The 13,183-nt window shown below is 43.8% G+C and carries 10 protein-coding genes; 4 read left to right on the forward strand and 6 right to left on the reverse strand.

All coding sequences use genetic code 11. From position 1 onward, the window contains the following. The first annotated feature begins 31 nt into the window (after positions 1–31). Complete coding sequence (locus QNM18_RS18010) at positions 32–2,140, forward strand: DUF1800 domain-containing protein (protein WP_284138039.1); 2,109 nt, start codon at positions 32–34, stop codon at positions 2,138–2,140. An 11-nt stretch (positions 2,141–2,151) separates the two neighbouring features. Further along, a complete protein-coding gene (locus tag QNM18_RS18015; protein ID WP_211008385.1) occupies positions 2,152–3,504 on the forward strand; it encodes a DUF1501 domain-containing protein in 1,353 nt (450 codons plus the stop codon). Positions 3,505–3,549: 45 nt separating this feature from the next. On the opposite strand, the gene QNM18_RS18020 is transcribed toward QNM18_RS18015, so the two are convergent. From QNM18_RS18020 to QNM18_RS18035, 4 genes are all read right to left on the reverse strand, one after another. Continuing rightward, entirely contained in the window at positions 3,550–3,789 is a 240-nt protein-coding gene (locus QNM18_RS18020) for a hypothetical protein (RefSeq protein WP_284138040.1), read from the reverse strand. 80 nt (positions 3,790–3,869) lie between these two features. Continuing rightward, entirely contained in the window at positions 3,870–4,397 is a 528-nt protein-coding gene (locus QNM18_RS18025) for a hypothetical protein (RefSeq protein ID WP_284138041.1), read from the reverse strand. Between the two features lie 355 nt (positions 4,398–4,752). Then, the gene (locus QNM18_RS18030; protein ID WP_284138042.1) at positions 4,753–5,379 is read right to left on the reverse strand and encodes a hypothetical protein; all 627 of its coding nucleotides are present in this window, start codon (positions 5,377–5,379) and stop codon (positions 4,753–4,755) included. Positions 5,380–5,584: 205 nt separating this feature from the next. Beyond that, positions 5,585–6,490, reverse strand: coding sequence for a histone deacetylase family protein (locus tag QNM18_RS18035; protein ID WP_211008381.1), 906 nt, complete (start codon positions 6,488–6,490; stop codon positions 5,585–5,587). 374 nt (positions 6,491–6,864) lie between these two features. Between QNM18_RS18035 and QNM18_RS18040 the strand changes: the two genes are divergently transcribed. Next, the gene (locus tag QNM18_RS18040) at positions 6,865–9,660 is read left to right on the forward strand and encodes a beta propeller repeat protein (RefSeq protein ID WP_284138043.1); all 2,796 of its coding nucleotides are present in this window, start codon (positions 6,865–6,867) and stop codon (positions 9,658–9,660) included. A 341-nt stretch (positions 9,661–10,001) separates the two neighbouring features. Here the strand turns inward: QNM18_RS18040 and QNM18_RS18045 are convergent, their stop codons facing one another. Further along, positions 10,002–10,598, reverse strand: coding sequence for a LysE family translocator (locus QNM18_RS18045; RefSeq protein WP_284138044.1), 597 nt, complete (start codon positions 10,596–10,598; stop codon positions 10,002–10,004). A 99-nt stretch (positions 10,599–10,697) separates the two neighbouring features. Between QNM18_RS18045 and QNM18_RS18050 the strand changes: the two genes are divergently transcribed. Then, positions 10,698–11,579: a LysR family transcriptional regulator gene (locus QNM18_RS18050; protein ID WP_284138045.1), complete on the forward strand. Its 882-nt coding sequence runs from the start codon at positions 10,698–10,700 to the stop codon at positions 11,577–11,579. Here QNM18_RS18050 and exaC read toward each other — a convergent pair. Next, entirely contained in the window at positions 11,576–13,096 is a 1,521-nt protein-coding gene (gene exaC, locus QNM18_RS18055) for an acetaldehyde dehydrogenase ExaC (RefSeq protein ID WP_284138046.1), read from the reverse strand. The two genes, QNM18_RS18050 and exaC, sit on opposite strands and share 4 nt — an antisense overlap. Between the last annotated feature and the right edge of the window lie 87 nt (positions 13,097–13,183).

The raw sequence follows: 13,183 nt of genomic DNA on the forward strand, positions 1-13,183 counted from the left end.
AAAAGGATGAGACTTTTGCGAGGAACTTGATATGAAGATGCGCTTCCTTTCTTTTGCAGCCATCCTGCTTTTATCCGCCTGTGGTGGAGGCGGTGAAACCAACTCTAATAATGATGCAGCTCCTGATAGCTCTAGCTCCTCAAATACCAATACGACCTCTCCAAACAACGATCGTACTGACAGCAATAGTGATTCGAATACGCAAAATAACATCACTCCGGGTTCTCAAACTGAAACTCCGAATAATACGGTTGAGCAAGGTGATGAGGGCGGTAATGAATCCTCGCCAGAAGAGGACAACGAAGAAAGTGAAGGCGCTGCCGATAACATTGGTACTGCACCAATTGTTGATCTTAAGCCCCCCGGTGCAGTGCTTCGTAAAGGCAATGAAATCATCATTAATAGCGTTGTGACAAGCCCAACAGAGTATTTAACCTACGCTTGGACGCAAGTAGCTGGGCCCGAAGCCACATTGATAGGTACTGACTCACAAAACTTGACCGTTATTTTGCCAACCACGCATTCAGTCAAAAAAGACCTTTTTACTTTTTCATTGACCGTTACCAATAACGCAGGTTTGAGCACATATGTGGAAACCGACATTGAATCCGCCAATGCAATGAATGAGTTTCAAGCTTCAGCCTTGCTACAGCAGGCGACCCTTGGTGCCACCCTGACAGAAATACAAGCTGCGACGGGATTAAGCGAAGAAGAATGGCTTGACCAACAAATACTCCTTGAGCCCACCTACCACACGCCTTTCTTGGAAAACTACCCTGACCGCGAAAATCCAAGTCATATAAATCGCATTGATGCCTGGTGGAAGGCAAGTTTAAGTGCGCCTGATCAGCTTAGGCAGCGGGTAGCATTTGCGCTGAGTGAGATTTTCGTTGTCTCAGATGCCAATACATCACTCAAAGGCGAACCTGAGGGTATGGTTGCCTATTATGACACGCTCTTAAAACATGCTTTTGGCAATTTTCGAACTCTGCTTGAGTCGATAACCTTATCGCCTGTCATGGGCGTGTACCTCAGCCATCTCGGTAATGAAAAAGCGGATGCAGAACGCAATATAAGACCTGATGAGAATTACGCGCGAGAGGTTATGCAACTATTCACAATCGGACTAAACGAGCTGAATTTGGATGGAACAGCGAAGCTAAATGATAACAACACCATACCAACATACTCACAGCAAGAGATTGCAGGATTTGCAAAGGTGTTTACGGGCTGGACATTTGCATATTCAGCACGCTGGGATAGACCTAGTCGAAATTATACTTTACCAATGCACGCTTTTTCTGATTACCACTCAATGGAAGAAAAAGCATTGCTCAATGGCGACATCATACCGGCAGGCACCGGGCCTGAAGAGTCGATGCAGCAAGCATTAGACAACTTGTTCTCACACCAAAACGTCGCGCCATTTATCTGCAAGCAATTGATACAAAGGTTGGTAAAGTCAAACCCAACCCCTGCTTATGTCGAGCGCGTCGCATCGGTGTTCAATGACAACGGACAAGGGGTTAGAGGCGATCTCGCCGCTGTGGTTAAGGCCATTTTACTCGATGACGAAGCGCGCAAATATTCTTCTGTGCTTGTACATAGCGGAAAAATAAAAGAGCCGATACTCACAAAAGTGCACTTATGGCGCGTCCTCAATGCCCGCTCTGAATTAAATCAATATTACACATGGAATTTATCAACGACCTACGGCCAGGGCCCGCTACTTTCGCCTTCCGTATTTAATTTCTTCAGGCCAGATCATGTACCCAATGAGTTACAAGCGCTTGGCTTGGTCGCACCAGAGCTACAGATAGCCACTGACTCCAACATGATTGCGACGACCAATGGCCACTATAGCGACCTTGTATGGCGAATGGCAGAACGAAAAAACACATTAAATCCCAAAACCATTTATATGTATGGACAATCGGACATCACCATGTTGTCAAACAACGGTCTTCAAGCATTATTGGACTACTACAACCTTGTTTATTTTGCAGGCAGCATGTCGGACAGTACGCGCACTGCTCTGGTTGATTTGGATAGCTACTTTGCCCGTAAAGACGCTGTTCATCGAGTAGCTCAGCTACTCTACATGGTATCACTGTCACCTGACTTCAATTATCAAAACTAGGAGTTGCCGCTATGCCATATAGTAATGAGCAATCGAGAAGAGCTTTTTTGTCACTGTGTTTAAAAGGCGGAGCCTCCATTGCAGCACTCACCAGTTTACAATTGCAAGCACTCGCCAGTTCTGCCTCCTCAAGTACTATCAATGACTATAAGGCTTTAGTATGCATATTCTTGCATGGCGGTAGTGACTCACTAAATATGCTCGTTCCCACCTCGGGTTCTGAACGTGCCGATTATGAACAAAGTCGACAAAATTTAGTGGTCACCGAGCCGATCACATTAAACACCACCACGCACTTTTCGGGTGGGGTTGGTCTACACCCGAGTATGAGCGCATTAGAACCAATATTTAATGCGGGTCAATTGGGGTTTGTTGGCGGAGTAGGCACGCTTATCACCCCGACCTCACTCGCTGATTACAAAAACAAAGCAGTGCCCTTACCCGGCCATTTATTCTCACACAATGACCAACAAGCCACTTGGATGCATGGTCAAGAAAAGGTTTCTTTGAATACAGGTTGGGGCGCTCGAATTCTAGAGCGCTTAAACCAGCATGCGAGCTTTACCAGCAATATTTCTCTTGCAGGTGCCAACCCATGGCAAGTTGGTGCCAATACAACTCCCTATGCATTAAACAAAAATGGCATTACAAAAATTAATGCTTTAAGGGGCTATCAGCCCCAAGTGGACCACGTTAAAAGCATTGTCGACAGATTGCTCAGTACTACTACTAACCCAATCCAAGATGCGTATGCAAGCAGGCTCTCTAGTTCAATTTCCAATGTCCAAAACATGAATGCACTCCTTGAACAAGCGCCAACTCTGAACACACAATTTAGCGATAACCCCTTATCAGAGCAGCTTGCAGCGGTAGCTAAATCGCTGAGTATCAGCAACCAAACGGGCAATAAGCGACAAATATTTTTTGTTTCTCTAGGCGGATTTGATACCCACGATGACCAATTAATTCGTCAACCTGCCCTTTTTGCAACTTTGGCAACCGCATTGTCCGAGTTTCATAGCGCGTTGGCAGAGTTGTCACTGCAAGAGAGCGTAACAACGTTCACCATGTCAGATTTCGGTCGTACGCTTACATCCAATGGCGACGGTACAGATCATGGCTGGGCTGGCAACCAACTGTTAATGGGAGCGGCAGTTAATGGTAAGGAGCTGCACGGTACAATGCTGTCTCAGCAATTAGAAAGCGCAATTGATGTAGGCGGAGGACGGTTAATCCCACAATTCTCTAATGAGCAGTATTTTGCTCCGATCGCCAAATGGTTCGGACTCAGTGATATCGAAGTTTCTGACATATTTCCGAATTTAGCTAACTTTGATGCCGCGGCGCTGCAATTGTTTAAATAATGGTTGGTGCTATCCACTATTCAAATACTAACGTTGAATTTTGCTTCATCTGACTTTTGGTTTAACGTCTACTTCAGCATTAGCAAATGAAGAAACTTTCAATGTTGATGACGTGACATTTCTTGAGCTTCGCCAGCCGTTACCTCTAAAGCCAGAAAACGGTATTGAAGCATTTACGTCAGCAGGCGTAAAATTAACAGGTACCAATGTGTCATCAACAACATCTTTGCAGTACTTATTTTTAGTACGCAGTACAAGCACAACCAACTTTGTTTGGACAAACACGTTCTGTTGCAGTTACTTTCCAGCAAACTTTGGTTGTTGGGCAGTTTGTTTGGACGTTAAACTGCATATTATAGAAGTCACTATGCATAGTAGTTAACGTAACTAGGCGTTGCTGCAATCAGCTTCTCATAGTTTTCTGGGTGAGCAAGCCCTTTGCTTCCCCAATTAGTTCCCATCTTGAATAACTCTGATTGTTGATCCCGCAATTCGACAATCTCCATTAAAATTTTTTGGGAAGACTTCCCAGCTTGCTCGCCCGCTTTAATAATAGCGAGTTCCTGTATGTGGTATTGCTGTGCCTCAACTTCAAAATGATCAATTGCTCTACCGATACGACCATGCATTTCTTCTGAATTAGCCGCTTTTTCAATATCACTCATTCTAAACATTGCAATTGGTGGCCCATATTGCTTGATTGCATCAATAGACCCTGCCAGCTTTTCCTCACTGGCTGAGTTTATATATTTAACGTATTGCTCTCGATTATCAATCTCTGGTGCAGGTTGACTGCTATGCATTTGTGGTTGTGATGCGTGTTTTGCAGCAACCCCAGCCCCGTTGCTCATTCTGTTGACATAGCTCGTTACTGAATAGCTGTTTGCATTCATAAAAATTCCCTCTTGCGTCCCTATAGACCTAGCTGATATCTCATTCTATTTGCTGTGTTTGGCAATCTTTTGCCACTTGTCTATATCGTACTGCTGATAACCAGTGTAAAAGCGGCACCATGCTTAAGATTCAATCAATTTTCGAACCAAGTATGACGAATTGAATTTTTATCCATCATAGATTTGTAACGACTACACAATAGTATGGAATGCTGGTATTACGGCTCTTATTAAGTAGTCTTTATGGGATTCTAAACCCCAACTCAGTTAACAAGCTCGACACCAAAAGGTTACGGTTCAATCTAGAAGCGTAATCAAGGCATTACATTGTGGCTCTACACTGTTATCGGTTTGCTCAACTTCCGGTATAAAACAGCACATGGACTCTGCCGCTGGCAAGTGGGTAGCTTCGCTCACGACCGCCAGCCCCATACCAGCAATACCCATTCAGCAATTTACCCGCCCTGAGTACACCATGACCATCGACTACGCCACATACATAAGTATTGAAACCACTTTCATACGAGCCTTTTACTAAATATTTATCCCCCTTCTCAGTCTCACCGTAAAGATCGATGCGATCTGTTGTCACTTCCCAATGGTAGTTTTGAGACGCAATCGTCAGAACCTGATAGCGTTTATTTGCAAACTCTCGACCATACCATGACGTATAACATATACCGTTTACTAAGCGCCCTAAGACATGTCCTAAACCTCGACAAACGTAGACAACTTCGGTATTGAGCGTATTATCATGATCAAATTTAACGGTAAATTGCGGCATTTTTTTGGTGCTATCAGAGTCGCTCCAATTGCACTCTTGCGCTTTTTTATCGAGACCGCTCTCGTGGCGACCACTGTCCTGGCGACCACTGTCATGGCGACCATTTTCACTGCATTGTACAAAATCATGACTTTGAACTTGCACAGAAACGAGTACAGTCGCGATTAACAATCCCATCATCAATATATGCTTGGCCATAGTCTATTCCTTTATTATCGCGGTAAATATGCTGTCCTAACCTCGGACTCACTTTGATACTGGAAAAAACATAGCCAATAGGCCACAAAAACATCGTAAATACTATGTAAAACAAATTTTCACATAGTAAAAGCCAGATTTAATAAATTGATTTTATTAGTAAAAGTAATACGTTATAAGATGCAGTTTTATTTCACTTATTGAGTTAAATTTTAGCTGCTTGCTCAATGACAATGGCATGTCGCATTGCCAAACGCTCGTGATCTTTGTCGTAGCCTCCACCTATCACAGTTGCAACAGGCACACCTTTTCGCTGGCATGTGGTCAAAACTATGTAGTCTCGTTGTTCAAGCCCTTGCCAACTAATATCGAGCTTGCCTAATGTGTCTTCTTGCCACACATCCACACCCGCATCATAGAGCACCAAGTCGGGATTTAACTGTTCAATTAAGTCAGTAATTGTTGCTTCGACAATAGACAAGTATTCGCGATCGCTGACGTTCGGATTTAGCCCTATATCCAAGTCACTTTGTTGCTTTCTAAAAGGAAAGTTCTTGTCACAGTGAATTGAACACGTAAACACATATGGATTGTGTGCCAACATCGCCGCCGTGCCATCCCCTTGATGTACATCACAGTCAAAAATTAACACGTTGTGCACTTGCTGCTCGTCTATCAGGCGCTGTGCAGTGTAAGCGAGATCATTTACCATGCAATAACCTGAACCAAAATCGTAATGGGCATGATGTGTGCCACCAGCCAAATGACACGCAATACCATTTTTTAATGCCAGCGTTGCAGTTAAATAAGTACCAAGTGGGGCAGTAAAAGTTCGCGCCATGAGCTCTTTTGACCATGGGATCCCTATCCTTCTCATGGCTTTTGGGCACAATTGGTTATGATACAGATCACGCACATATTGCTCGCAGTGAACGAGCTCTAAATCGGAGTAATTCCCTACAGGGCCCTGTTGTAGGTTGCTCTGAATGACCCCTTGTTGCTCTAAGTACTGTTTTAATCTTGCAAACTTACTGACAACAAAGCGGTGTTTAGGATCAAAGCTAAACGAATAGTTTGGATGGTAAACTAACGGTAAATTGGGATTATACATAAGCAACAACAATATCTGACATGGCTATATTGTTGCATACAACCGCCAAGCTCAGCAGCAACTATTGGCGCAAAAAAACTTAAAGCCAACCTCGCTACGCTGACATTGTTAGCCATTTTTCCTTATGTACCAATTAAAATAATTCTCTAGCGCCTAACTGTAACCTATATGTAGCAGAGTAAAAAATAATGGTGATGAAAAACAAAAATATAAGTAATTACTTCAGCACCCTATATTTAGCGCTTGCTTTAAAAGGAAGTAATTTCTAAATACCGACAAAAAATAATGACAAAAAGTGGCTATCTTCCTGATATGTTAGTAATTGGCAGCGAACAATTGACCCCTGCCATTTATTAAAAATTAAAGGAATAAACATGAAAACAAAAAAAATAATACTCGCTAGTATTATTGGTAGCGCACTCGCAGCCATTGTACTGGCGACTTACCACAACACTCATCAACCTTCACTCAACAACATAACACCCAAGATAAAAGTAAATCCAAAGAATATCCGCGAACCAGATCGCACAATGCAAAGTTTAATTCGCCTAAACCCCAATCAAGAGGTCGATATACAAGCCAAATATGAAGCTGTTTTCACACAAATACAGGCATATAAAGATACGTCAGGGTCAGAATTTACATGGGAGAGCCTTGGGCCAAACCGCGTTGGAGGGCGAACACGAACTTTGGTATTTCACCCACAAGACCCAGATATTATGTTCGCAGCGGGTATTTCAGGCGGTATATTTAAATCTATCGATGCTGGCTCAAATTGGCTTCCCATCGCCAACGATTTACCGAGCATGGCAATTAGCACATTGGTTTTTGACCCCAAAAATAGTCAACACCTTTATGCAGGAAGCGGCGAAGGAGTCTATGTTGGACGCGGCTTTACCAACAGTGTTGGTTTCGCTGGCGACGGTATAATGACTTCAAAAGATGGCGGCCAAACCTGGCAGCAACTTGAAAGCACAAACAACAATGCCGACTTTCAGTATGTGAACAAGCTGCGTTTTGGCAATAAAGGCAAACTGTATGCGGTTACAAATACAGGGGTATGGATATCTGACGACAAAGGAGTTAATTGGCAATTATCCCTTGATCAACAACATGTCGTTGGTGGCTGTTTAGAATTGGCAATAAGCCCGCTTAGTGATGAACAAGACAGAATTCTAGCAAGCTGCGGTAACTTTGCCGATGGCGGTGCGGTATACCTAAGTACTGATTCTGGCACAACTTGGCGCTCTGTCATCGAGCATCAAAATCAGGGCCGTACAACCCTTGCTTTCGCGCCGTCAGACCCAAAAATCGTCTATGCTATGTCTGCCTTTAACGCACATGGAAGAGTCCCTCACGCTTTACAAGGGATCTACAAATCAACAGACGGCGGCGAAAACTGGATACTCATAACTGGTGATGAACACCCACAATTACTCGGCCGCTATGTACTCTCTAACGCTCTGACAATTAACTGCCAAAACCCAGAGAATAGCTTTATATATGGGCAAGGTTGGTTTGACAATACGCTCGCCATAGATCCCGTAAACCCAGATATCATTTGGACTGGTGGGGTGGAGTTGATGCGCTCGATCGATAGCGGTCAGACATGGCAACAAATGTCATTTTACTATCATGGCGCGGATGCTCCTCATGTTGATCATCATGGCCTTTACTTTCATCCAAATTATGATGGCATCAATGAAACACGACTATTTAACGTCAACGACGGGGGCATAGCGATGACTTCTAACCCGTTAGCGAATGGATTAGATGCCTGCGAGGCTGCTGAACCCGAAATAGAATGGCAACACATCAATGAGGGCTACAACGTCACGCAGTTTTACCACGGTGATGTTTCACAAGATGGCAGCCGCATTTTAGGGGGCGCACAAGACAATGGCAGTTTACTGTTTAGCCCTGATATGGGCTGGCAAAAAGTTGGTGGAGGCGATGGTGGCTACGCATTTTTTATTGATAACGAGCGCATGACCGCATCGACTCAAAATGGCAATGTTTATTTAGTCAGTGAGAATGGACCTGACTTTAAGTTTTTGCCAGAAAATGAGAGTTCACTCTTCATAACTCCCTATGTTATTGACCCCAATAACCGTTCCCGCATCTGGTTGGGTGGGCAAAGCCTGTGGCGTTTAGATGACATTGACGAAGGAGAGTTTACCCGCGCATCCATCCCATTTACAACTCAGTATCGCCGCGGAATAACCGCATTGGCCGTGCAGCCAGGTAACAGCAATCGCGTTATTTTTGCTCAAACAGATGGTAAATTAAAACGTCTAAATAACGCACTGAGCGCTGATAATACGACAGAGCCTGAAGATATTAGTTTTGCTGATTTCGCTTACGTGCGAGAGATCCATTACAGTATTCATGATGATAAGCACATGTATGCCGTGGCATCTACCTTTGGCGAAAACCATATATGGAAAAGTGAGGATCTCGGCACCACATGGGCGCACATAGACGGAGAAGATAACGAGCGCTTTCCTGATCTCCCTGCACACAGCTTAGCCGAGTTAAAAGAAGATCCTGAAAGACTGTTTGTCGGAACAGACTTCGGTGTTTACCACACAGAAGATGGTGGCGAGTCATGGCAACCGTTTATACATGGCCTACCTAATGTTGCAGTGTATCGACTAGTGTTAAGACGCATCGAACACATCAACTATTTGTACGCATTCACTTATGGTCGTGGTGTCTATCGCATTGCCTTAGATACAGCCAATATAGCACCTGATTGGCGTGGCGAAGAGCCCGAGTACAGGATTAAAGTCAACCAAACCATCTCTATAGATTTAACCCAATATATTCACGACAACAATGGGGACCCTATTACCTTTTCTGCCGATCAATTGCCTTCAGGTTTTACTTTGACCAATGATGGTGTTTTATCTGGCACACTCACTAATGAGGGCGCTCAAGTGCTTTCCTTTGTCGCCAGCGATGGAGCACGGGCTACACAGCTTAGTTTTACAATTGAAGTAAACGACAAACCTGACAATAAACAGGATGACAAGGCTGCGCCCCAACCTGAGCCTGAGCCTCAGACTACGCCAAATCAATCTTCTAACCTCAGTAGTTCAGGTTCTTTCTATCATGTAATTTGCCTTGTCTTATTTAGTATTTGTGCTTTTAGAAAGTACAAGTCATAGCCTTGGCAGGGGCCTCGGAGCTGTAAACTTGAGGCCTCAATTTGATCTCGACCTGTATAACAGGTCATCTTTGCGACTTTACTGTGAAAAGCTTTTGTTGGGTTGAGCTTACGAACATCAGCTGCTAGTCGCTCTTTGCAATCTCGGTTAATCATGACGCACTGGAGCAGTATAAAAATCATTGAGCATGCAGTTGAGGTATTAAACACGCCAACCTCAATTCACCAATTCACCAATTCACCAATTCACCAATTCACCAATTCACCAACTCACCAATTCACCAATTCACCAATTCACCAATTCACCAATTCACCAATTCACCAATTCACCAATTCACCAATTCACCAATTCACCAATTCAAGCAATACCAAAACGCACATACCAGCCAATACCACCGCGGCAATTTTATTGAGCCAACGTAAACTTTGTTCCTTCACTAAGTGCTTAGACACCTGTTTGCCAAACACCGCCCAAAGCGTTAAACAGATAAAACACACCAAAGCGTATACCATCACAAACACAAATAACTTAGCAGTTTGATTAGGTTCAATAAATAAACTGTTGCCAGCTATTGCACCAAGCCATGCCTTGGGGTTCAACCACATTAATGCAAACCCAGCGCTAAGTCCTGCTTGCGATCCTTTAGCCGCGCCTATGTGCCCATCAGTCCGAAAAAGCCCATACGCGATATACAGCATAAAAGCACAGCCTATGAGTGTACAAATGGTGACTAACCAAGTATGTTGTTGCACCACCCAGCCAAGCCCGAGGCCGGTTGTAACTAATAGAACACTAAACCCCATTGTCGCGCCAAAAATAAAAGGCAATGTGGCATTAACGCCGCGATTCAGTCCTCCTGAAAAAATGATTAAATTAACCGGTCCAGGCGTGATCGACATAGAAAACGCATACAAACCCATAGCCATGATCATCAACATAATACACTCCGTTTTTATGTAAAATTTGAGTGTACATACCTGTTATTAGTTTTATTAGATGGTATAAATAGAAATCACTGTTCTAAAAACTTACTCAATATGATTGATGATTTAAAAAGCATCGCTATCTTCTCTACTGTTGTTGAACAAGGATCATTTAGGGGCGCAGCGCGGGCACTTAACTTGTCTCCATCGGTCGTCAGTTATCACATCACCATGCTTGAAAAAAAGCTGGATACGCCTTTACTGTATCGCTCAACTCGTAAACTCTCTTTAACTGAGCAGGGAGAGCAGTTATTGGAGGTAAGTACCACTATGATACATAGTGTTGAGCAGGGGTTGTCTGCCATCAGTGCACAAACAAACGTGCTCTGTGGACGTTTAACAGTAAGTCTGCCAACCGCACTAGTGCGGTCTCAATACACCCGTGCCCTAGCTGATTTTTGTCAGCAACATCGTGCACTCGAAATACATATTAACTACAGTGATATTTACGAAAACTTGATCGAGAAAGGCATTGATATTGCTATACGGGTGGGGAGTTTGCCTAGCAGCGAACTTAAAAGTAAACGCCTTGGACACATCAACCGAAAACTGACTTGCGCCCCAAAGTTTATAAAACCAGATATGCAAATCAATGAGCCAAAAGATCTTGAACGGCTGCCTTGGATAAAATTAGCGAGCCTACCGAATAAACGAACACTCACTCATCATCAATTAGGCCAACAAGATATTCTTTTTAAATTCCAAGTCAGTGTAAATACTGTCGAGGGTATGACACAACTGTGTAAAGATGGGTTGGGAATTGCAACTCCCCCAGATTACCTAGTCGAGTCGGCATTGGCGCAAGGAGGTTTAAGTGAATTACTGCCCGATTGGCATGTATCCCCGATACCGGTATATGCCATCTGGCCAAACAATGTCGCGAAAAAGAGCGCGACCATGGCTCTGGTCGCGCATCTTGCAAAGGCTATAACTTAAAAGAACCCAAGTGGGCTTTCGCTATAGCTGACTAGTAGGTTTTTAGTTTGTTGATAATGATCCAATGCCTTTTTATGTGTTTCTCGCCCTATACCAGAGCGCTTATAACCACCAAAAGCGGCATGGGCAGGGTACATGTGGTAACAGTTTGTCCATACGCGACCAGCTTCTATTTTTCGGCCAAATTGATACGCGCGATTCATGTTGCGTGTCCAAACCCCAGCACCCAAACCAAATTCACTGCTATTTGCCATGGCCAATACTTCAGCTTCATCTTTGAACGTACACAAAGAGATCACCGGACCAAATATCTCCTCTTGGAACACACGCATTTGGTTGTGCCCTTTCAGTAAGGTTGGCTGAATATAATAACCTTGTTCATATTCTGAATTCAGCTGCTCAACTTCTCCACCAAGCAGGACTTCCGCGCCTTCTTTTTTACCAATATCAATGTAACTTAAAATCTTATCAAATTGCGCCTGTGAAGCCTGAGCCCCTACCATGGTCTCGGTATCCAAAGGGTTTCCGCGTTTGATTTGCTTTGTTCGCTCAATTACTTTGGCTATAAATTCATCATAGATATCTTCTTGAACGAATAACCGAGATGGGCAGGTGCACACTTCACCTTGGTTAAAGTAGGCAAGTACTGCACCTTCAACACACTTGCTCAAAAACTCATCGTCTTTTTCCATGACGTCACTAAAGTAGATATTTGGTGATTTTCCACCAAGCTCAACCGTAGACGGAATAATGTTATCTGCTGCACATTTCAAAATGTGCGAGCCCACTGGTGTTGAGCCAGTAAAAGCTATTTTTGCGATACGATCACTGGTTGCCAGAGCCTCACCAGCTTCTTTACCAAATCCGTTGACTATATTGACCACACCTGCCGGAATTAAGTCTTCTATTAGTTCCATCAATAATAAAATAGAAACCGGTGTTTGCTCCGCAGGCTTAAGTACGACACAGTTGCCAGCAGCAAGTGCTGGAGCAAGCTTCCATGCAGCCATCAGCAGAGGGAAATTCCACGGAATGATCTGTCCAACGACACCCAAAGGCTCATGAAAATGATATGCGACTGTGTGTTCATCTATTTCGCCAATACTCCCTTCTTGCGCCCGAATACACCCAGCAAAATAGCGAAAGTGGTCGGCGGCTAAAGGCACGTCGGCAGCAAGCGTTTCACGAATCGCTTTACCGTTGTCCCATGTTTCTGCCACGGCTAAATATTCTAAATTTTCCTCAATCCTGTCTGCTATTTTCAGCAAAATATTGCTGCGGTTTGTCACTGATGTTGTGCCCCACGCTTCCTTGGCACTGTGCGCAGCGTCAAGTGCCAGCGCAATATCCTTGGCGCCAGATCTGGCAACTTGGCAAAAAGCTTGGCCATTTACAGGACTAATATTGTCGAAATACACCCCTTCAACTGGTTTACTCCATTTGCCACCAATATAGTTGTCATACACTGACTTAAAATTCACTATTGCATCTGATGTATTTGGGTTTGCATAAATCATAAATGCCTCTTCAACTTGAAATTGTCGTTTTATTTCACGCGCACTGTTGGCGGTAAACTTATTGTTATTCGGTTGACATTAATCAAA

This window comes from Pseudoalteromonas obscura (assembly GCF_030135505.1).
GTDB classification, from domain to species: Bacteria; Pseudomonadota; Gammaproteobacteria; order Enterobacterales; family Alteromonadaceae; genus Pseudoalteromonas; species Pseudoalteromonas obscura.